The organism is Streptomyces sp. NPDC002386 (genome assembly GCF_053593175.1).
This window is the reverse complement of record NZ_JBSFBX010000010.1, coordinates 278,979-297,796: the sequence shown is the minus strand read 5'-3', so window position 1 is coordinate 297,796 and position 18,818 is coordinate 278,979. Positions and strand designations below refer to the sequence as shown.

Here is an 18,818-nt window from a genome sequence, read left to right as displayed (position 1 = left end):
CTACCTGGCTTCTCGGGTGGCGAGCTGTTCCGCGAAGTGGGCGACGCCGAAGGCCTGCGGGATGGGCTGGCCCGCCATGTGGAGGCGGTCGGCGGCGCGGCGGGGCAGCGGGTGGTACTCGAAGGCCCCGTGCACCTGGCCGTCGGCGGTCATGGGCCGCGCGTGGAAGCGGGCGGCGGTGACGAGCCGGTACGGGTCGCCGCCGTGGCTGTCGAGCAGGGCGATCTCGGTGATGCGGCGGGCGCCGTCGGCGAACCGGGTGAGCTGGACGATGACGTCGACGGCGCTGTTGATCTGGTCGTGGAGCGCCACGAAGGGCACCTCGACGTCGGACATGGAGGCGAGGGTCTGCAGCCGGGTGAGGGCGTCCTCCGCGCTGTTGGCGTGCACGGTGGCGAGCGAGCCGTCGTGGCCGGTGGACATGGCCTGGAGCATGTCGAGGGACTCGCCGCCGCGGACCTCGCCGACCACGATGCGGTCGGGCCGCATGCGCAGGGAGTTGCGCACCAGGTCCCGGATGGTGACCTGGCCCTTGCCCTCGACGTTCGGCGGGCGGGACTCGAGCCGGACCACATGGGTCTGCTGGAGCTGGAGTTCGGCGGAGTCCTCGATGGTGATGATGCGCTCGTGTGCCGGGATGAGACCCGACAGGGCGTTGAGCAGGGTGGTCTTGCCGGTGCCGGTGGCCCCGGAGACGATGATGTTGAACTTGGCCTGCACCAGCCCGGCCAGCAGGAACACCATGGGCTCGTCGAGGGAGCCGAATCCGGTCAGCTCCTGGAGGGTGAAGGAGCGCGGGAAGCGGCGGATGGTGAGGATGGGGCCGGTCAGGGACAGCGGCGGGATGATGACGTTGACGCGCTCGCCGGAGGGGAGCCGGGCGTCCACCATCGGGTTGGACTCGTCCACCCGGCGGTTGACCGTCGAGACGATGCGCTCGATGGTCTGCATGAGCTGGTCGGCGGAGGCGAAGCGCAGCGGCAGCTGCTCCACGCGTCCGCCGCGTTCGACGAAGATCGCGTCCGGGCCGTTCACCATGATCTCGGTGATGGAGGCGTCCTCCAGCAGGGGTTCCAGGATGCCGAGGCCCAGTGCCTCGTCCACTACCCGCCGGATGAGCTGGGAGCGCTCGGCGGTGGAGAGCACCGGGCCCTCGCGGCTGATGATGTGCCCGAGCACCCGCTCCAGCCGCGCCCTGCGCTCGGCGGCGGCCAGCGAACTCATCTCGGCGAGGTCGATCTCCTCCAGCAGCTTGGCCCGGTAGGAGGCGACCAGATGCCCGTCCTCTCCCCGGGTGCCCTGCTCCTCGGGGGAGTTGATGCGTGCCCGCAGGCTCATGGGTTCGCCTCTCCTCGGTCAGTGGTCGCGGGGCATGGTGGCGGACTTCTCGGCGGGGTCGAAGTGCCAGCCCGGGACGATCGAGGGGATGGAGACTGAGGCGGTGACGGTGACCGAGTCGTCCCCTCCCCCGCTCGGACCGCACGTCACGGTCAGCCCGCCGCTGACGGCCCTCGCGCACGCCGACTGGGCGGACTGCCCCAGCGACTCGGCCCGCGCCCCGGCCCGCGCGGCCGTGCCGGCCTGCTCGGCGGCGTAGGCGATCGCCCCGATCTGGAAGCCGGCCAGCCCGACGATCAGCAGGACCGGGATGAACCCCAGGTACTCGACGGCCACCTGACCGCGGTCGCGCCCTCTGCGTGGCATGTCAGTCCTTCACCTCCTCGACGGCTCCGGCGTGACCGTGCACCGTGACGGGGAAGTCGACGGAGCCGGGGAAGAGGACGGGGACCTTCAGCGAGACGTCGGCGGTCACGAAGCCGTCCCCGTCGCACCGTGTCACCTCGGCACCCTCCCGCCAGGCTCCCGACAGGTGCTTCAGCGCGGCCTGTTCGCACGCGCCGAAGCGCTCCCCCCGGGGGGCGGCCGTCCCCGCCCGCACACCCTCGTCGGCAGCATTCCCCGCGAGGATGTAGGCGTACCCCACGAGCACGCACTGCCACATCAGCACCAGCGTGAGCACGATCAGCGGGGTCATCCCCAGGAACTCGACGGCGACCTGGCCCCGGTCGTCACCGCGCAGGCGTCTCATCGGACCCTCACTCCTTCCGCCGCCGGAAGCTCACCGATCCCCGGTCGCCGCGCGGCCGGCCGCTCCGGTGGGACGGCCCCTCGGGCGCCTTGGCGAGGCCCAGTTCCCCGGCGAGCGCCCAAAGGGCCTGCTTGACGGTGCTTCTGCCGTCGAGTTCGTGGACCCGTCCCGCGTCCACGACCGCCTGCAGTTCGCGGAAGTTGGCGGGTACGGCCGTGCGCGCCAGTGCCGTTCCGGTGATGCGCTGCACCAGCGGGGGCTGGATCTCCGTGGCGCGGGTGTGGCGGTTGACGACGGCGGTGGTCTCCTCGGCCTTGCGGATCTGCAGCCGGTCCCACATGCGCACGGTCCGCTTGGCGGCGCGCACGGCGACCACGTCGGGCGTGGTGACCAGCAGCGCGGTGTCGGCCGTCTCCACCGCGGCCGCGCTCGCCGCGCCGAGCTGGGCGCCGCAGTCCACTACGACGACCTCGTAGCGGGAGCGCAGGGCGCCGATGATCTGGCGGGCGGCGCGGTCGGTGACCTCCTCGCCGCGTTCGCCCTCGGCGGGGGCGAGGAGCAGGGCGAGTCCGGTGTCGTGGCGGAAGACGGCGTCGGCGAGGACGCGCGGGGAGATGTCGTTGATGGCGGCCAGGTCCACCACCGAGCGGCGGAACTGGACGTCCAGGTAGGAGGCGATGTCGCCGGTCTGCAGGTCGAGGTCGACCAGGGCGGTGGGCCGGCCGGAGGCCTGGGCGGCGAGCGCGAGCTGGATGGCGACCAGGGTCGCGCCGACGCCGCCCTTGGCGCCGCTGACCGTGACGACGGTGCCGCCGGCCCCGACCGGCGTCTCGGCGCCGTGCCCGAGGTGGCGGCGCACGCCGGTCGACCACTGGGCCACGGCCTGCACCCGGTTGGCGAGTTCCTCGTACGACAGCGGGAGCGGGACCAGGCCGCGGGCGCCGGAGTCCATGGCGGCGGCGAACAGGCCGGGGCTCGCGTCGGTGGTGACGAGGATGACGCCGACGGCCGGGAAGCGCAGGGCGACCTCGCGGATCAGCTCCAGCGCGGGGACCGGGCCGATGCGTTCGTGGACGACGACGACCTCGGGAAGTTCGTCGACCGACTCGGCGGCGAGCCGGGCGAGGGCGTCGACGAGCTGTGTGGAGTCGGTGACGGGCGGCTGCGGTTCCGCGTCGGGGAGCTGGCTGAGCAGCGTGACGAGGGAGCGGACGGCGTCAGGGTCGGCGCCGGCCGGGAGGATCCTGGTGGGCATGCGGACCGCCTCTCACTTGTCCGTCGCGAGTTCGTACGTGCGGTCCTTGTCCGGGACGCCGGTCTGGCCGCCGGGTGCCACCAGGGCGAGCCGGACCCGCTGGGCGAAGGACTCGGCGTAGGTGATCCGCTGGGCGTCGAGGGTGGACAGCGCGAAGGTGATCGGGACGGCCTCGGTGGGCTCCCGGCGGTCCTTGGCGGCGTCGGGTTCGAGCGCGGTGATCCGGCCGACGTCGAGGACGCGGGCGTTGGTCACGATGATCTTCGACTGGTCGGGGTCACCCTCCTTCTTCCCCTCGAAGGTGGCGTAGACGTTGACGCGCGAACCGGGGGTGATCTTGCCCGCCACCCCGGTCGCCGCGTCGATCATGATGGCGACCTCCTGCTGGCCCGGCTGGAGGGCGGGCCGGTCGACGATCATGTCGGTCTGGAGCAGGGAGCCGGCCCGCAGGGTGGTCACGGCGATCTTGCCCCGGAGCTGCCGCAGGTCGGTGACGGCGTTGCCGGACAGCCACCGCTCGGGCATCTCGGTCTTCTCGAACTGGCCGGTGCTCAGCGCGGTGTACGGCTTCACGTCGGACTTGACCCGGTAGGCGGTGACCTCGGGCCCGACCTTGGAGTTCACGTCGTGGACGACGGAGAGCACGCCGGCGAACGCGCCGAGAGCGCACAGGACCGACAGGAGCAGGAGTATCACGCCGCGGCGCTGACGGGAGTTCATGAACCGTGCAACCTCATTGGGGGAATCGGTCGAGCGGGATGTGATCTGGCGTTCGTGCTGGTCAGGCGGGTGTTCGCGGCTCCAGGGCGCGCGGCGCGGGCGGCTCGTGGACGGGCGGGGCGGCGGAGCAGAACACGCAGCGGTCGCCGATGACGTCGAGGCCGCACCAGTGGCAGGCGGACTGCCTTACCGAGGTGACCAGTTGGTAGAGGACGGACAGGTCGGCTAGGTAGCTGCAGAACTCGATCACCCGGCCCGTACCCCACCAGCGCGGTGACTCGGCGGGCAGCGGGGTCTCGCGCAGCGCGTGCGCGGTCCACTCCTTGGCGAGTCCGGCGATCCAGTCGCTCTGCAGCTGGCCCTTGGCGACGAGCATCCAGGTGCCGAACTCGGGGCCCTTGAGCCGGGCACCGGGGGCGACCCGGACGAGCTGCGGCTCGGGATGGGCGACGACGGCGAACTGGCTGCCCGGTACCCAGGACTTGGCGTGCGCCTTGAGCCCGACCGGCACCCGGTCCAGCCGGGCGACCGAGCCGAGGACGGCACCGGCGTGGATGTAGTGGGTGAGCAGCCGGCCGGCCGAGGCGAGCACGCCCGGACTGAGGTCGCAGGAGGCGAGCTGCCGCAGCTGCCGGGCGAGGACGGCGATGCCGAGCGGTGGGAGCTCGGGCCGGAAGACGGCGACGCGGTCGCTCTCCAGCAGCGAGCGGAGGGTGTGCAGCCGCCGTACGACCGGCTCCGGGGTGGCCTGCGAGCACACGACGACCAGGTACCCGTACTGCTCGGTCAGCGCGTTCAGTTCGGTGAGGGTCTGCTCCAGCGGGCGCCGGTCCAGGTCGTGCAGCACGACGGCCGGCATGGTCCGTTCGTCCTGCGCCGGCAGCGCCATGTCGGCACTGGTCACGGCAATGGCAGTTGGCACGCGCAGCTCCCCGCTCCTTCACGCCCCGCGGCTCGTCGGTGTCACTCCAACGCTCCGGGACGACTTCATTGCGTGACTACCTGAGCACTGTATCCACGCCCCAATGACCGGAGAACAGCGTTTGTGTAGCTCGTGTGGAACTCATCGGGCACAAGTGGCGCCAAAACCGGACAGGTTGAGCGCTCGACCGGAGACGGTTTTGGTCTGGACCTCTTGACAGCCGGATTGGCCTAGACCAACTTGTACGCCAACGGTGGCCACCGTCCCCCGCACCACCCTCCCCACCGACTCCCCCACCGGAGGCCCCTGTGGACCGTGCATCAGCCATGCCGTCGGACCGGACCGGACGCAGACGCCGGACCCGCGCCGGCACCTGGTCCGCCGTCACCGCCCTCGCCCTCGCGGTCGCGGGCCTGGCCACGACCCCCGCCTCGGCCGCGGACGTCAACAACACCCGCAACGCCGGCTTCGAGTCGGGCCTGGGCAACTGGACCTGTACGGCCGCGAGCGGCACGACGGTCTCCGCCCCCGTCCACTCCGGTGCCGCGGCCCTCAAGGCCACCCCGGCCGGCCAGGACAACGCCCAGTGCAGCCAGTCGGTGGCGGTGAAGCCCAACTCCACCTACTCGCTCAGCGGGTGGGTCCAGGGCGGCTACACCTACCTGGGCGTCACCGGTACGGGCACGACGGACGTCTCGACCTGGACCCCCGACACCACGTCCTGGAAGCAGCTCTCCACGACGTTCACCACAGGCGCGTCCACGACGTCCGTCACGGTGTACACGCACGGCTGGTACGGCCAGGCCGCGTACTACGCCGACGACATCTCCGTCTACGGCCCCGACGGCGGCGGTGGCGGCGACCCGGCCCCCACCGTTCCCGCCGCGCCCTCCGGCCTGACGGTCTCCGGCACGACGTCCTCCTCCGTCTCGCTGTCCTGGTCGGCCGTGTCGGGTGCCACCGGCTACAACGTCTACCGCAACGGGACCAAGGTGACGGCGGTGACGGGCACCTCGGCGACGGTCAGCGGCCTCACCGCGTCGACCTCGTACTCCTTCCAGGTCACGGCGACCAACTCGGCCGGCGAGTCCGCCAAGTCGGGCACGGTGACGGCGACGACGGCGGCCACCGGCGGCGGTGGGGGTGGCGGCGGTTCGCTGCCCAAGCACGCCGTGACCGGCTACTGGCAGAACTTCAACAACGGGGCGAAGGTCCAGAAGATCTCCGACGTCCCGTCGGCCTACGACATCATCGCGGTCGCCTTCGCCGACGCCACCACCACACCGGGCGCGGTCTCCTTCAACCTGGACTCGGCGGGCCTCGGCGGCTACACCGTCGACCAGTTCAAGGCCGACATCAAGGCCAAGCAGGCGGCGGGCAAGAAGGTCATCATCTCCATCGGCGGCCAGAACGGCACGGTGTCGATCAGCGACTCGGCCTCGGCGGCGAACTTCGCGAACTCCGTCTACTCCCTCATGCAGACGTACGGCTTCGACGGCGTCGACATCGACCTGGAGAACGGCCTCAACGCCACGTACATGACGCAGGCGCTGCGCTCCCTCTCCTCGAAGGCGGGCTCGTCCCTGATCATCACGATGGCCCCCCAGACCATCGACATGCAGTCGACGTCGAACTCCTACTTCCAGACGGCCCTGAACATCAAGGACATCCTCACGGTCGTCAACATGCAGTACTACAACAGCGGTTCCATGCTGGGCTGCGACGGCAAGGTCTACAGCCAGGGCTCGGTGGACTTCCTGACGGCCCTCGCCTGCATCCAGCTCGAAGGCGGCCTCGCCCCGTCCCAGGTCGGCCTCGGCCTGCCGGCCTCGACGAGCGGCGCGGGCAGCGGCTACGTCTCCCCGACCGTCGTGAACAACGCCCTGGACTGCCTGAGCAAGGGCACCGGCTGCGGCACCTTCAAGCCCTCGAAGACCTACCCCGACCTGCGCGGCGCGATGACCTGGTCCACGAACTGGGACGCCTCGTCCGGCAACGCGTGGTCGAACGCGGTGGGGGCGCATGTGCACGCGATGCCGTGAGGTGAGCTCCCGCTGAAATGCGGCGGCCGCGGACGCCCGGATCCGGGGGGATCCGGGCGTCCGTCGCGTGCGTGAGTCGCATGTCCGCATCGCGGCACGTCCGACGCCGGACACATTCGGCCAGAGCCCCTTCACCGTGACGGGTACCGCGTTGCGTTCGGCTCTGCGAACAGACCACCACCTCCGCCGACCTTCCCCACCCGGCACCCTCACCTGGGACCACCAAGGCCTGCGCCCCTTGGCCCAGACCGAACGCATCACAACGTCCGACACCCCCCAGGACGAAATCGACTCCCGCTTCTTCGCCATCGTCACCGACCTGGTCGGCACCCCCAGCGAACTCATCGACGAACACGGCGACATCGCCTGGCGCACCCGAAGCACCGTGTGGGGCACCACGGCCTGGGCAGCCAAGAGCACGGCATACACACCTCTACGCTTCCCAGGCCAGTACTACGACCCGGAGACCGGCCTCCACTACAACTACTTCCGCCACTACGACCCCGACACCGCCCGCTATGTCACCCCCGATCCGCTAGGGCTCGTCCCCGCCCCGAACCCAGTCACCTATATCCGCAATCCGCACACTTGGGGCGATCCACTAGGATTGTCACCGGATTGCATCGAAAAACAGAACACATATCGAGGGGATTCCCAACGCAGACCCGGAGGGCAAATAGGCCCTGGCGTCAGCATCGAGCACGTAAAGCAGGAACTTGGGCGCGCGGGAATGTCCGTATCGGATTACGACATAGTGCACGTCCCGGAGATCAGAACGCCAGACAGCGTCGCATTCGGAAACAGCCCCCACACCATAGATGGGTCGCCGATGAAAGGCCCTCGCGGACTCCCCTTGATCGAAATATCCGACATCGGGCTTCGTGATCTGGATGAGGCAGGGGCAACCATCCACCACGAGATCTACCATCACAAGCACTTCGAGCTAACCAGAAGGTCCCCCAACCCATGGGGAGGCTCAGAAGAGTCGGCCGAGGAGTACGGACAGCGCACGCTGGAAAAGTTCAAGCGACAGAAGGGCTAGGTCGTGTACGGATTTACGCGGGAACAGGAAGCGAAATTGACGTCCGGCCCGAGGTTCACCGAGCAACCCGAAGAACGAATTTGCCCTGCCTGTCAAACCAGAGCTATTCGCGTGTACATTTCACGGTACTCTACATCTAGCAGAGCATCGCGCATCACCTATGCATGGTGTGCCAACTGCCGCCGATACAAAGGATGGACGGGTCCGGATAGCGACGGGCTGCGATTCAACGACCCCCTCGAAGAGCTTGCGCCGGAGGAGCGTCTTTCCCTGAAAAGAGACCCCGACACCCTATTCAGGCATCTGGATGAACTTTGGGATTCCGGGGAACTCCCACAAAATTTCAACCGCGCGGGATAGGCGCCAATGGGGGATACATCCGGATGCACGTACAGCAGGCGCGGCCGTGGCCATTTGCCATGACTCAGAGATTGGGGTGGGCGCCATCGAGGATTTGGCCACTCAACCCGACTTCCGCGCCCCCCCTGATTACTCGCGCAGCGCTTTGAGGCGGCTTGGCGGAGCGCATCTTGGGTGACGCGGGAGCCGGAGTCCGATGAACGGTAGGCTTTTGTCGCAGTGGCCGCCTCGCCAGAGCGAGGCGTGCTTTGCCTCAGCCCGCAGCGAACAGCTCCGCGGCGTCCTTGGCGTGCATCGCGCGCTGGGCCCACACTTCGAGCTGGTTCAGGTCGGTGCAGGCGTTCACCTGGTCACGGACGGCGTCCGGGACCTCGATGCCGCGCCACTGCAGCATGTGGAGGATCATCTCGGCCGTAGCCTGGACCCTCCCCTCTTCGCGGCCTTCTTCGCGTACCTGTTCGGCCAGCGGGTGGCGCCAGAAGTACTGAGTCGCTGTCATCAGGTCCCTCCACATCTGCTTCGCCTGGGGGTCGGCCAGGCAGGAGTCGACGAACTGCACGAAGACCGCGGCGGTTTCGTCATCGATGGTCTGTAGGGCGGTGGCCAGGGATTCCAGTATGGCGGGGGCCTGCGGGCCACGCCCGTGTGTCATGGCCGAAAGCACCGCAACGGGTACGTCCCTCACGGCCGACTGCTCGTCCGCGATCACCGGCACGTTGTCCGGGCCCAGCACGAGCGGCCGCACCGTCAGCGAGTGCCAGTCCCGAAACCCCAGCCGGATCGGACGCGAGGCCCACTTCGCGGTGGCGCTGTTCTGCGTGACGACGATGAGCACCGGCTCGCAGCGGTACTTCTCGTAGAGGTAGGAGAGGTAGTACGGCCAGCTCCCCCTCTTACGGTCGTCCACCTTCCCCTGTGACTCGATCACGAAGAGGTACGTACCCTCGTCCGTCTCCGCGCGCAGCAGCGTGTCCACACGCCGCTCGACCGGTTCGATCTCGGTGAGATCCACGTTCAGCGCCGCGATCTGCCTCGGCTCCGGAAACGGCACATGCAGCACCCGCTGTAAGGCGCGGGTCAGCAGCGTCGGGTCCTTCTGGAAAATCCGGTGCAGCGCCTCGTGCGACGAGCCGACCATCGGCTCTCCCTTCTGTCTGTCGACGTGATCAACGAGCTAGGCCGCCGCGAGTTCGCACCACACGAACTTCCCCCGGTTCCCGAACCTCGCCGACGGCTGCCAGCCCCAGAAGTCCGCGCACGCCCTGACCAGGGCCAGGCCCCGGCCCCCCTCCCCCAGTTCGGCGACCTGCTCCAAGGGCGGGAACGGCTCCGGCGGGCCGGGGTCCGTGTCCCACGCGCCGATCCACACCACCCCCTCCGCCGAGCGGCGCACCCTGAGCGCGGCCGGCCCCTTCGTGTGCCGTACCGCGTTCGACACCAGCTCCGTCGCCAGGAGCTCGGCCGTGTCGACCAAACCGATCAGGCCGTGCATCGTCAGGATCAGACGCAGGGTGCGGCGGGAGATCGTCACCGCTCTGAGGTCGTTGGGGATGTAGAGGGTGTAGTCCCAGGTTTCGGGCATGACTCATCGACTCCGGTGGGGTGAAAGGTCCAAGGGCGTGCGGTGGCATTGCCGCAGGCGTCATGGCAGGACGATGCGGTGCACTTCCGCGGAGCAGTCGTTGCATCACTGACGGTAGGGCCACATTTTGGGACGCTGCAAGTCGTTGCCGTAATCTACCCCTCGAACGAGGCGCGGCCTCATAGCAGTTGAAGCGATGGAGGAAGCCATGCCGCGCAGGCAGCAGCCCACCGCACGACAGGAGCGTCTGGGTGCGGAGCTGCGGAAATTGCGCGAAGCCGCAGGGCTGAAGGGGCGCGAGGCAGCCGCGCTGCTCGGGACGGACTCAGCGCAGATGAGTCAGATCGAGGCCGGCACCGCCGGTGTGAGTGAGGAGCGGGTACGACGGCTCGCGGCTCAGTACGCCTGCACGGATGCGGGATTGGTCGAGGCTCTGGTGGGGATGGCGACCGACCGGAGCCGCGGCTGGTGGGAGGACTACCGCGGCCAACTGCCAACCGCTTTCATGGACTTGCCTGAACTCGAACACCACGCCCACTACCGCTGGGACGTGGAGTTTCTGCATGTCCCGGGCCTTCTGCAGACCGCCGCGTACGCTCGCTCCCTCTTCGCCTACGTCAACCCGGAGTTCCCGGACAGTGACGTCGAGCGCTGGGTGGAGCACCGGATGAAGCGCAGGGTCATCATCGAGCGCGCGGATCCCGTGGCCTACGAAGCGGTGGTCCACGAAGCGGCGTTGCGCATCCGGGTCGGGGACCGAGTAGCGGCGCGTGAGCAGCTCACCCGCGTTCTGGAGCTCTCCGAGGCCGACCATGTCACGGTACGCGTCGTCCCCTTCGATCTCGACGACTTCGGCGGGGCCGGAAGCGCCATGGTGTACGCGGGTGGGCCCGTGCCCAGGCTGGACACCGTCGTTCGCGACGGCCCGAGTGGTCCGGTCTTCCTCGATGCGGAAGCCCAACTCAAGAGGTATCGAACGCTCTTCCGTAGGGTGGAGGCGGTGTCACTCGATCCCCACCGGTCGCGTGACTTCATTCACCGGCTGGCGAAGGAGCTGTGAGCATGCTGACCCCCGACACATGGCGGAAGTCGTCCTTCTCCGGCGGGGGACAGGGAGACGCCTGCGTCGAGATCGCCGAAGGCACCACCCACATATCCGTCCGCGACTCCAAAGCCCCGGCCCGAGCCACCCTCACCTTCGCCGCCGAGGCGTTCGCCCCCTTCATCGACGCCCTGAAGAGCCCGGACTCCGGCGCCGGTGCGGTCGACTAGCTCCACAGAGACTCACAACTCGAGAGAGGCACACCATGTCGTTCGGTCCGCCGCCCGCGGGTTTCGGGCCTGCTGCGCCGCCTGTCTGGACGCCGCCGACGGAGATCGAGCAGGCCCTGATGGAGGCGAAGGCGCGGGAGGACTGGGCGGCGTACTTCGAGACGCTCGCGGACAGCCGGCTGTACTTCGAGATACGGCGGGACGGGGCGGATGCCGAGCCGAGCAGGACGATCCCGGTCTTCGGGCACGATCCCCGGGTCGCCGGCGGGCGGGTGTGGGCCGTGTACACCGAGGGGATGCTGCCCGTGCCCGATCCGCACCGGGTGCTCGACTGGCAGAAGCTCGGGTGGTTCGCCAAGGTGTGGGCGCCGACCGATCCGGCGATGATCGTGGTCAACCCGGGGACTCCCTGCGAGGCGTTCCTGCCCTCCGCGCCGCCGCACTCCGCCGCGTGGGCCCAGTACGGCGCGCGGGAGAGGGCCCCGCTGGACCGGGCGCGGGTGCTCACGCTGCGGGTGGGCGGTCCGCAGGACGGGCCCGTCGCCCGGGGGCTGGCGTGCGGGGCGCTGCTGATCGTGCGGGACGGGCTGGCCTGGAACGCCATGGCGTATCACGGGAACGGCTACACCTCGGAGCGGCGGCTGCTGCGCGAGTGGTGGGGTGTCGGGAGCCGGGAGGAATGGCAGGGGCAGCAGCGGGCGCTGCTCGATCCCGACGGCGCCAATCCGGTCTGGGAGTTCGCCCTCGAGCTGCGGCGGACCATCGCGCGTGACTTCGGGGGGCATGTCGACACCGGCTACTGGCGGGACGCCGTCGCCCGGGTGCTGCGCGCGCGGGCCGGCGGGGAGACCGTCCTCACGCCGGACGGGGTGACCACCACGCCCACCGTTCCGGAGGCGGAGACCGAGGCGCGCATCAAGGGGGTGCAGCACCTGATCGGCCGCATCACCCGGTACGAGGCGCGTTTCCGGGCCGACGGGATCCTGGACGGCAACCGGTACGTCACCTCCGTCGACGCCTGGAACTTCGGGCGGGCCTCCGGCATGGCCCGTTGGGGGCTGGGGGCGCGGTACTGCTCGCTGCAGGAGGCGGAGGGCGCCGTCGTGGAGGCGGGCCGGGCCGCCGCGCGGTCGTACAAGTCGTGGCGGGACTTCGCCGCCGGGTACATCCTCGGGCGCTGTCTGCACTTCGACGACGAGGAGTTCGGGAACTGGTACACGGACATGGTGGACGTCCACCGGGTCCTGATGTCCGATCCCGAGAGCCCCTGGCTCACCGTCTCCTTCCGATGAGCCCGACGAGGCCGTAGCGCACGGCTCCGGCGAGTTTCGGCCGGAGCCCGCTTCACCCTCGGCCATGTCTTGACCTGATCATGCCAACGCCGGACCATGAGCGCCAGCCCCGCACAGCGGACCCACAGCTACCGGCTCCCCGGGTCCGCACCCGCACGTCGCACTGAAGCACCCCAGCTCCCAGCTCCACTCCCCCACTTCCGGCGACCCCGGAATCCCTGGAGACCCAAGGAGAGTTCATGCGACTTCGCATCCGCGGCTCCGGCGCGCGCGGCGGCAGGCGTACCGCCGCGCTCGGCGCGCTGCTGGCCCTCGCTCTCGCCGCGCCCGTCTCGGCCACCGCCACGCACGCCACCGCCGAGAGCGCCCGGAAGTCCGCCCCGGCGTCCGGTGAGGACATCCGGCAGTACGAGATCCACCGGAGTACGGACCCCGTGACGCGTACGGCCATCCAGGCCGCCGGTGTCACCGTCGACGAGGCCGACGAGGAGACCGTGGTCGTCTCCGGCCGGGCCGACCAGATCCGGCGGTTGCGCCGGCTCGGGTACGACGTCACACCCCTGGGATCCGCACCCGACCGGGCCGGCGCCCGCGGCGAGCAGCGGCTGTACGACTTCCCGAGCGCCGACTCGAAGTACCACAACTACGCGGAGGCGAACGCCGAGATCGACCAGCGGATCGCCGCCCACCCGGACATCATGAGCAAGCGGGTGATCGGGAAGTCCTACCAGGGCCGGGACATCGTCGCCGTCAAGGTCAGCGACAACGTGGGCACCGACGAGGACGAGCCCGAGGTGCTGTTCACCTTCCACCAGCACGCCCGTGAGCACCTGACCGTGGAGATGGCCCTGTACCTGCTGCGCGAGTTCGCCGCCGGGTACGGAAGCGACTCCCGGATCACGAATCTCGTCAACAGCCGGGAGATCTGGCTCGTCCCCGACCTCAACCCGGACGGCGGCGAGTACGACATCGCCACCGGGTCGTACCGGTCGTGGCGGAAGAACCGGCAGCCCAACTCCGGTTCCTCGTACGTCGGGACCGACCTCAACCGGAACTGGGACTACAAGTGGGGCTGCTGCGGCGGCTCTTCGGGGACGAAGTCGTCCGAGACCTACCGCGGTTCGGCCGCCGAGTCCGCGCCGGAGGTGAAGGTGGTCTCCGATTTCGTGCGCAGCCGCGTCGTCGGGGGCAAGCAGCAGATCAGGGCCGGCATCGACTTCCACACCTACAGCGAGCTGGTGCTGTGGCCGTTCGGGTACACCTACTCGGACACGGCGGCGGGGATGACCGCCGACGACGCCGCCGCGTTCAAGGCCGTGGGTCAGAAGATGGCCGCGAGCAACGGGTACACACCGGAGCAGTCGAGCGATCTCTACATCACCGACGGGTCGATCGACGACTACCTGTGGGGCACGCAGAAGATCTTCGACTACACCTTCGAGATGTATCCGACCTCGAGCTGGGACGGCGGGTTCTACCCGCCCGACGAGGTGATCGAGCGGGAGACCTCCCGCAACCGGGACGCGGTGCTGCAACTGCTGGAGAACGCCGACTGCATGTACCGGTCCATCGGGAAACAGGCCCAGTACTGCGGCTAGGGCGCGCGCGGGGGCGGGGGCGCCGGTTCCACCCGGGCCCCCCGCCGCCACGCGGCCCTACGCCTCCTCGAAGTACGCGTCGAGGACCGCGTCCAGCTGCGACTCCCACTCGGCGAAGCGGGACCTCGACGTGGCCTCGATCTCGATCGGGTACCAGCGGCGGTCCGGGGTGTGCACCGTGATGGTGAAACGCTTGCCGAACCGGGCGGACTCGGTCTCGACCGCGGCGATCTCGTCCCAGCGGAACTCGCAGTCCTCCTCGTCCAGGCGGAGGCGGACGCCTCGGTGGTCGGCCGCGAACCGGGCCCGGCGGTCGGAGGCTTCGAAGACGGGGGCGCCGTCCTCGGGTTCACTCTCCTCCGCCGGTTCCTCCTCCGGTCCACCGTCCGCCGAATCGGCGGATGCCGGCTCGGCGGACGCCTCGGCGGACTCCGGGGTCGCCGGCTTCGCGTCCTCGGTATCGGCCTCGGCCGTCGGCCTGGCGTCCGCCGGTTCCGGTTCCGGTTCCTGCGCCGGTGCGGTGATCCCCGGAATGAAGGCCGGGTCGAAACCGGCGCCCTTGACGGGCTCGCCCTTCAGGGGCTGGCTGCTCGATCCTATGCGCTGGTCCACGGCGGCAGTATGGACGACATTCCTGTGCCGGAACCAGTCAGCTCACCTCTCACGCCGGTTCACACAGGTCACACTTACACAAACAGGCTCACCACCCCGGCCACCGCGAACCCGGCGACGGACAGCACCGATTCCAGCACCGTCCAGGTGCGCAGCGTGTCCCGCTCGGTGATGCCGAAGTACTTCGCGACCATCCAGAAGCCGCCGTCGTTGACGTGCGAGGCGAAGATGGAGCCGGCCGACACCGCCATGATGACGAGGGCGACGAAGGCCTGGGAGTGGTGCCCCTCGGTCAGCAGCGGCGCCACGATGCCGGCCGTGGTGACGATGGCCACCGTGGCCGAGCCCTGGGCCACCCGCAGCACCACCGAGATCAGGTACGACAGCACGATCACCGGCAGGCCCACGCCGTTGAAGGTGTCCGACAGCGCCTGCGCCACCCCGCTCGCCTTGAGGACCGCGCCGAAGACCCCGCCCGCGCCGACCACCAGCAGGATGTTGCCGACCGGCTTGAGCGACGAAGTGGACACCCGCTCCAGGGACTTGCGGGACCAGCCGCGCCGGATGCCGAGCAGGTAGTAGGCGAGCAGCAGGGCGAGGGTGAGTGCGACGAAGGGGCTGCCGACGAACTCCAGCACCGAGCGGCCCGCGGAGGGGTCGAGGGCGATGGAGGAGAAGGTGGCGGCGAGGATCAGCACCAGCGGCGTACCGATGATGGCGAGGACCGTACCGAGCGGCACCGGCTCCTCCTGCGGCCGCACGCCCTGCGCGCGCTGCTCGGCGAGGACGGCCTGCCGGGCCTCCTCGGCGGCCTCGACCATGTCCTGCGGTACGGCGACGAAGATGCGCCTGCCGATCCAGGCGGAGTACGCCCAGGCGGCGAGGACGGCCGGGATGCCGCAGACGACGCCCATGAGGACGACCCAGCCGAGCTGGACGTGCAGCAGTCCGGCGGCGGCGACCGGGCCGGGGTGCGGCGGCAGGAACGCGTGCGTCATGGAGAGGCCGGCGAGCAGCGGCAGGCAGTACAGGAGGATCGACCTGCCGCTGCGCTTGGCGGCGGCGTAGACGATCGGGGCGAGCACGAAGATGCCGACGTCGAAGAAGACCGGGATGCCGAAGATCAGGCCGGTCAGGCCCATCGCGAGGGGTGCCCGGCGTTCGCCGAACAGGTGCAGCAGGCGGGAGGCCAGTACCTCGGCGCCGCCGCTGACCTCCAGGATCGCGCCGAGCATCGTGCCGAGCCCGATGATGATCGCGACATGGCCGAGGATGCCGCCCATGCCGGACTCGATGGTGGAGACGGCGTCGGAGCGCTGGACGGTGCCGAAGAGTTCGGTGACCGAGAGGCCGGCGAGCAGGCCGACGGTTATGGACACGGCGAGCAGGGCGACGAAGGGCTGCAGCCGGACCTTGATGATCAGGAAGAGCAGCAGGGCTATGCCGATGGCGGCGACGGTGAGGAGCCCGGCGGTGCCGTCGACGAGGAGGAGCAGGCCTCCGGTGTGGGGTGGGGCGGCGGGCGCTGGAGCGGTTGCGGCGAGCGAATGGGACATTCGGGGGACCTCTTCGTAAATGCATACTGCTTTCGGGCAGGGGGGATCGCGGCACGGCGCCGCGAGTGCGGTGCCGTGCCGTGTGCCGTGCGTGTGCTGGTGGTGCGAAGGGGTGGTGCCGGGGCGGGTGGTGCCCGGGCCGCCGTCAGCTCAGGACGGCGAGGGCGTCGATCTCGACGAGGAGGCCGGGCGGCAGGCCGACGTAGACCGTGGTCCGGGCGGCGGGCGGCTGGGTGAGGCCCTGCTCGCCGAAGTAGGTGTTGTAGATGTCGTTCATCTCGGCGAAGTGGTCCACGTCGGTGAGGTATACGCGGATCATCATCACGTCGTCCCAGCTCGCGCCGCCCTCTTCGAGAATCGCCTTGACGTTGGCGAGGGTCTGGAGGGTCTGCTCGCGCAGCGTCGGGCCGGCGGGCGTGGGGGCCCTGCCCTCCTCGGCGGGCAGGAAGCCGACCTGGCCGGCGACCTGGAGGATGTTGCCCTTGCGCACCCCGTGGGAGAACTTCGCGGGCGGGGTGGTGTGGGTCTTCGGGGTGAGCGCGATCTTGTCGGTCATACGGGGGTGCCCTTCACTGGCGTTCTTCCGGAGTACTCGCCGCTGATCGCGTCCGCGGTACGGCGCACCTGCGGGAGCAGGGTGAGGAGTTCCTCGGCGGTGACGACGACGTTCGGCGCGGACACCGACATGGCGGCGACGACCCGGCCGTCGGCGCCGCGGACGGGGGCCGCGACGCAGTTGATGGATTCCTCGTGGCCACCGAGGTCGGTGGCCCAACCCTGTTCGCGCACCTGCTCCAACTCCCGCAGGAACGCGGCGGCGTTGGGGGTGGAGCGGGGCGTGTAGAGGGGATAGTCGAGCTGGTCCGCGAGGGCGCGGCGCTCGGGCTCGGGGAGGTCGGCGAGGAGGAGTTTCGCCACGGCGGCGACCGTGATGGCCACGGGCTTGCCGATGCGCGAGTACATCCGGACCGGGTAGCGGCTCTCCACCTTGTCGATGTAGAGGACCTCGTTCTCCTCGTGGACGGCGAGGTGCACGGTGTGGCCGCAGGCCTCGTTCAGCCGGACCAGGTGCGGGTGGGCGATCTCGCGGATGTCGAGGTTCTCCATCGCCTCCTGGGCGAGGGCGAAGAGGCGCGCGCCGAGCCGGTAGCGCTGGTCGGACTGGCGGTAGACCAGACCGTGCTCGTGCAGGGTGCGCAGCAGGCGGAGCGCGGTCGACTTGTGCACGCCGAGGCGGTCGGCGACCTGCCCGAGGTCGGCGGGGCCCTCGGCGAGCAGCGGCAGGATGCCGAGAGCGCGGTCGACGGTCTGACTCATGGGGTGTTCGCCTCCTCCGGGGCCCGGTCGGCCTGTGTCCAGCCGGGGCCGAGTCGAAGTCTCCCCCATGCCTCGTCGTCCAGGGCCGCCAGCCGGTCGGCGTGGCCGAGGGCGGCTGGGGCGGCGAGGTCGGCGGAGGTGGTGAGGGCGGCCGCGGCCGCCAGGTGGCCGTGGCGCAGGCGCCGTTCGACCGGCAGGCCGCGGAGGGTGGCGGACAGGAACCCGGCCGCGAAGGCGTCGCCCGCGCCGACGGGGGCGACGACGTCCACCGCCGGCGGACGGACGGGGAACGCGGTGCCGTCGGCGTCCTCCTGCCGCCCTGGGCCCCTGGTGAAGGCGGTCGCTCCGCCGCTGCCCTGCTTGACGACCACGGTCGCCGGCTCGGGCAGCGCCTCCCTGACGGCCCTGCCGCCGTGCAGCCCCCACACCTCGCGCGCCTCGTCGTCGCCGACGAAGACGAGGTCCGCGCGCCGCGCCAGTTCCCGCAGCACACGTGGCCCGTCGGCGTCCCGCCAGAGCGCGGGACGGTAGTTGACGTCGAAGGAGACCAGCGGGCGGCCGGGCCCGGGCGCCATCAGCGCGCGCATCAGTTCCAGGCACTCCGCCGACAGCGCCGCCGTGATGCCCGACAGGTGCAGTACGCGGCCCGCGCGGGCCGCCGTCAGGTCCGTGTTGGTGACGGACATCGCGGAGGCCGCCGAACCGGCCCGGTAGTACGCCACCTCGTGGGCGGCGGTGGCCCGGTCGGCCGCCGTGCGGAAGTAGACGCCGGTGGGGCGGGCCGGGTCGGTGCGGACGGCGCCGACGTCGACGCCGTATCCAGCGATCCGCTCCACCAGGTGGCTGCCGAAGCCGTCCGCGCCGACCCTGCTCACCCACCGCGTGGAGTGGCCGAGAGCGGCCAGTACGCAGGCCACGTTGGACTCCGCGCCGCCGATGCCCCGTTCGAAGGAGGGGACGTCGGCGAGGCGGCCCGGCCGGGTGGGCAGGAAGGTGACCATGGACTCGCCGAGCGTGACGACATCCACGACGTTCACGATGGTGGGGCTCCTCGTCATCCTGGGGTGGGCGGCTTTCGTTGACCCTGTGTCGGCCGAGATGCTAGACAGCAGTGAGCGACATACGCAATGGTCGTTGCATATCGTGCAACGCACCGGAT

The 18,818-nt window shown here is 70.0% G+C and carries 18 protein-coding genes and 1 pseudogene; 6 read left to right on the top strand and 13 right to left on the bottom strand.

The genetic code is table 11. The features are described 5' to 3' along the window. The 6 genes from ACWCPN_RS21960 to ACWCPN_RS21935 form a co-directional block, all read right to left on the bottom strand. Positions 1-1,338, bottom strand: coding sequence for a CpaF family protein (locus ACWCPN_RS21960; protein WP_199211810.1), 1,338 nt, complete (start codon positions 1,336-1,338; stop codon positions 1-3). Positions 1,339-1,356: 18 nt separating this feature from the next. Then, positions 1,357-1,704 (bottom strand): TadE/TadG family type IV pilus assembly protein, encoded by a 348-nt coding sequence (locus ACWCPN_RS21955; protein ID WP_199211809.1) that lies wholly within the window; start codon positions 1,702-1,704, stop codon positions 1,357-1,359. 1 nt (position 1,705) lies between these two features. Continuing rightward, positions 1,706-2,089 carry a TadE/TadG family type IV pilus assembly protein gene (locus ACWCPN_RS21950; protein WP_451208604.1) on the bottom strand — a complete coding sequence of 128 codons (384 nt, stop codon included), beginning with the start codon at positions 2,087-2,089 and terminating at the stop codon, positions 1,706-1,708. A gap of 7 nt (positions 2,090-2,096) precedes the next feature. Further along, complete coding sequence (locus ACWCPN_RS21945) at positions 2,097-3,344, bottom strand: AAA family ATPase (RefSeq protein ID WP_451208601.1); 1,248 nt, start codon at positions 3,342-3,344, stop codon at positions 2,097-2,099. 12 nt (positions 3,345-3,356) lie between these two features. Then, a complete protein-coding gene (gene cpaB / locus ACWCPN_RS21940) occupies positions 3,357-4,064 on the bottom strand; it encodes a Flp pilus assembly protein CpaB (RefSeq protein ID WP_451208598.1) in 708 nt (235 codons plus the stop codon). A gap of 61 nt (positions 4,065-4,125) precedes the next feature. Next, complete coding sequence (locus ACWCPN_RS21935; protein ID WP_451208696.1) at positions 4,126-4,953, bottom strand: hypothetical protein; 828 nt, start codon at positions 4,951-4,953, stop codon at positions 4,126-4,128. Between the two features lie 359 nt (positions 4,954-5,312). Between ACWCPN_RS21935 and ACWCPN_RS21930 the strand changes: the two genes are divergently transcribed. Together ACWCPN_RS21930 and ACWCPN_RS21925 are read left to right on the top strand one after the other, a co-directional pair. Further along, a complete protein-coding gene (locus ACWCPN_RS21930; protein ID WP_451208693.1) occupies positions 5,313-7,028 on the top strand; it encodes a chitinase in 1,716 nt (571 codons plus the stop codon). Between the two features lie 161 nt (positions 7,029-7,189). Next, positions 7,190-7,645: pseudogene (locus ACWCPN_RS21925) on the top strand (RHS repeat-associated core domain-containing protein); the annotation flags it as partial. Positions 7,646-8,683: 1,038 nt separating this feature from the next. On the opposite strand, the gene ACWCPN_RS21920 reads toward ACWCPN_RS21925, so the two are convergent. Beyond that, positions 8,684-9,568, bottom strand: a complete 885-nt coding sequence (locus ACWCPN_RS21920; RefSeq protein WP_451208595.1) for a hypothetical protein — start codon at positions 9,566-9,568, stop codon at positions 8,684-8,686. A 36-nt stretch (positions 9,569-9,604) separates the two neighbouring features. Beyond that, the gene (locus tag ACWCPN_RS21915; RefSeq protein WP_451208592.1) at positions 9,605-10,012 is read right to left on the bottom strand and encodes an ATP-binding protein; all 408 of its coding nucleotides are present in this window, start codon (positions 10,010-10,012) and stop codon (positions 9,605-9,607) included. A gap of 208 nt (positions 10,013-10,220) precedes the next feature. Between ACWCPN_RS21915 and ACWCPN_RS21910 the strand changes: the two genes are divergently transcribed. From ACWCPN_RS21910 to ACWCPN_RS21895, 4 genes are all read left to right on the top strand, one after another. After that, a complete protein-coding gene (locus ACWCPN_RS21910) occupies positions 10,221-11,072 on the top strand; it encodes a helix-turn-helix domain-containing protein (protein ID WP_451208589.1) in 852 nt (283 codons plus the stop codon). Positions 11,073-11,074: 2 nt separating this feature from the next. Then, entirely contained in the window at positions 11,075-11,284 is a 210-nt protein-coding gene (locus ACWCPN_RS21905) for a DUF397 domain-containing protein (RefSeq protein ID WP_451208586.1), read from the top strand. A 35-nt stretch (positions 11,285-11,319) separates the two neighbouring features. Continuing rightward, a complete protein-coding gene (locus ACWCPN_RS21900; RefSeq protein WP_451208584.1) occupies positions 11,320-12,576 on the top strand; it encodes a DUF1266 domain-containing protein in 1,257 nt (418 codons plus the stop codon). Positions 12,577-12,815: 239 nt separating this feature from the next. Next, positions 12,816-14,174: a M14 family metallopeptidase gene (locus ACWCPN_RS21895; RefSeq protein ID WP_451208581.1), complete on the top strand. Its 1,359-nt coding sequence runs from the start codon at positions 12,816-12,818 to the stop codon at positions 14,172-14,174. A 57-nt stretch (positions 14,175-14,231) separates the two neighbouring features. Here ACWCPN_RS21895 and ACWCPN_RS21890 read toward each other — a convergent pair whose 3' ends face one another. The 5 genes from ACWCPN_RS21890 to ACWCPN_RS21870 form a co-directional block, all read right to left on the bottom strand. Beyond that, on the bottom strand, positions 14,232-14,786 hold the full coding sequence (locus tag ACWCPN_RS21890) for a hypothetical protein (protein ID WP_451208578.1): 555 nt from the start codon (positions 14,784-14,786) through the stop codon (positions 14,232-14,234). 74 nt (positions 14,787-14,860) lie between these two features. Next, positions 14,861-16,342 (bottom strand): GntP family permease, encoded by a 1,482-nt coding sequence (locus tag ACWCPN_RS21885; RefSeq protein ID WP_451208575.1) that lies wholly within the window; start codon positions 16,340-16,342, stop codon positions 14,861-14,863. A 145-nt stretch (positions 16,343-16,487) separates the two neighbouring features. Further along, a complete protein-coding gene (locus ACWCPN_RS21880) occupies positions 16,488-16,898 on the bottom strand; it encodes a RidA family protein (protein ID WP_451208572.1) in 411 nt (136 codons plus the stop codon). Continuing rightward, positions 16,895-17,659 (bottom strand): IclR family transcriptional regulator, encoded by a 765-nt coding sequence (locus ACWCPN_RS21875; protein ID WP_451208570.1) that lies wholly within the window; start codon positions 17,657-17,659, stop codon positions 16,895-16,897. The genes ACWCPN_RS21880 and ACWCPN_RS21875 overlap by 4 nt, the downstream gene beginning before the upstream one ends. After that, positions 17,656-18,717 (bottom strand): sugar kinase, encoded by a 1,062-nt coding sequence (locus tag ACWCPN_RS21870; RefSeq protein WP_451208567.1) that lies wholly within the window; start codon positions 18,715-18,717, stop codon positions 17,656-17,658. The genes ACWCPN_RS21875 and ACWCPN_RS21870 overlap by 4 nt, the downstream gene beginning before the upstream one ends. Positions 18,718-18,818: the final 101 nt, after the last annotated feature.

Excerpts from the sequence above, each read along its gene's own strand:
- ACWCPN_RS21960 (WP_199211810.1), bottom strand. The coding sequence starts at position 1,338 with ATGAGCCTGCGGGCACGCATCAACTCCCCCGAGGAGCAGGGCACCCGG.
- ACWCPN_RS21955 (WP_199211809.1), bottom strand. The coding sequence starts at position 1,704 with ATGCCACGCAGAGGGCGCGACCGCGGTCAGGTGGCCGTCGAGTACCTG.
- ACWCPN_RS21950 (WP_451208604.1), bottom strand. The coding sequence starts at position 2,089 with ATGAGACGCCTGCGCGGTGACGACCGGGGCCAGGTCGCCGTCGAGTTC.
- ACWCPN_RS21945 (WP_451208601.1), bottom strand. The coding sequence starts at position 3,344 with ATGCCCACCAGGATCCTCCCGGCCGGCGCCGACCCTGACGCCGTCCGC.
- cpaB (WP_451208598.1), bottom strand. The coding sequence starts at position 4,064 with ATGAACTCCCGTCAGCGCCGCGGCGTGATACTCCTGCTCCTGTCGGTC.
- ACWCPN_RS21935 (WP_451208696.1), bottom strand. The coding sequence starts at position 4,953 with ATGGCGCTGCCGGCGCAGGACGAACGGACCATGCCGGCCGTCGTGCTG.
- ACWCPN_RS21930 (WP_451208693.1), top strand. The coding sequence starts at position 5,313 with ATGCCGTCGGACCGGACCGGACGCAGACGCCGGACCCGCGCCGGCACC.
- ACWCPN_RS21920 (WP_451208595.1), bottom strand. The coding sequence starts at position 9,568 with ATGGTCGGCTCGTCGCACGAGGCGCTGCACCGGATTTTCCAGAAGGAC.
- ACWCPN_RS21915 (WP_451208592.1), bottom strand. The coding sequence starts at position 10,012 with ATGCCCGAAACCTGGGACTACACCCTCTACATCCCCAACGACCTCAGA.
- ACWCPN_RS21910 (WP_451208589.1), top strand. The coding sequence starts at position 10,221 with ATGCCGCGCAGGCAGCAGCCCACCGCACGACAGGAGCGTCTGGGTGCG.
- ACWCPN_RS21905 (WP_451208586.1), top strand. The coding sequence starts at position 11,075 with ATGCTGACCCCCGACACATGGCGGAAGTCGTCCTTCTCCGGCGGGGGA.
- ACWCPN_RS21900 (WP_451208584.1), top strand. The coding sequence starts at position 11,320 with ATGTCGTTCGGTCCGCCGCCCGCGGGTTTCGGGCCTGCTGCGCCGCCT.
- ACWCPN_RS21895 (WP_451208581.1), top strand. The coding sequence starts at position 12,816 with ATGCGACTTCGCATCCGCGGCTCCGGCGCGCGCGGCGGCAGGCGTACC.
- ACWCPN_RS21885 (WP_451208575.1), bottom strand. The coding sequence starts at position 16,342 with ATGTCCCATTCGCTCGCCGCAACCGCTCCAGCGCCCGCCGCCCCACCC.
- ACWCPN_RS21880 (WP_451208572.1), bottom strand. The coding sequence starts at position 16,898 with ATGACCGACAAGATCGCGCTCACCCCGAAGACCCACACCACCCCGCCC.
- ACWCPN_RS21875 (WP_451208570.1), bottom strand. The coding sequence starts at position 17,659 with ATGAGTCAGACCGTCGACCGCGCTCTCGGCATCCTGCCGCTGCTCGCC.
- ACWCPN_RS21870 (WP_451208567.1), bottom strand. The coding sequence starts at position 18,717 with ATGACGAGGAGCCCCACCATCGTGAACGTCGTGGATGTCGTCACGCTC.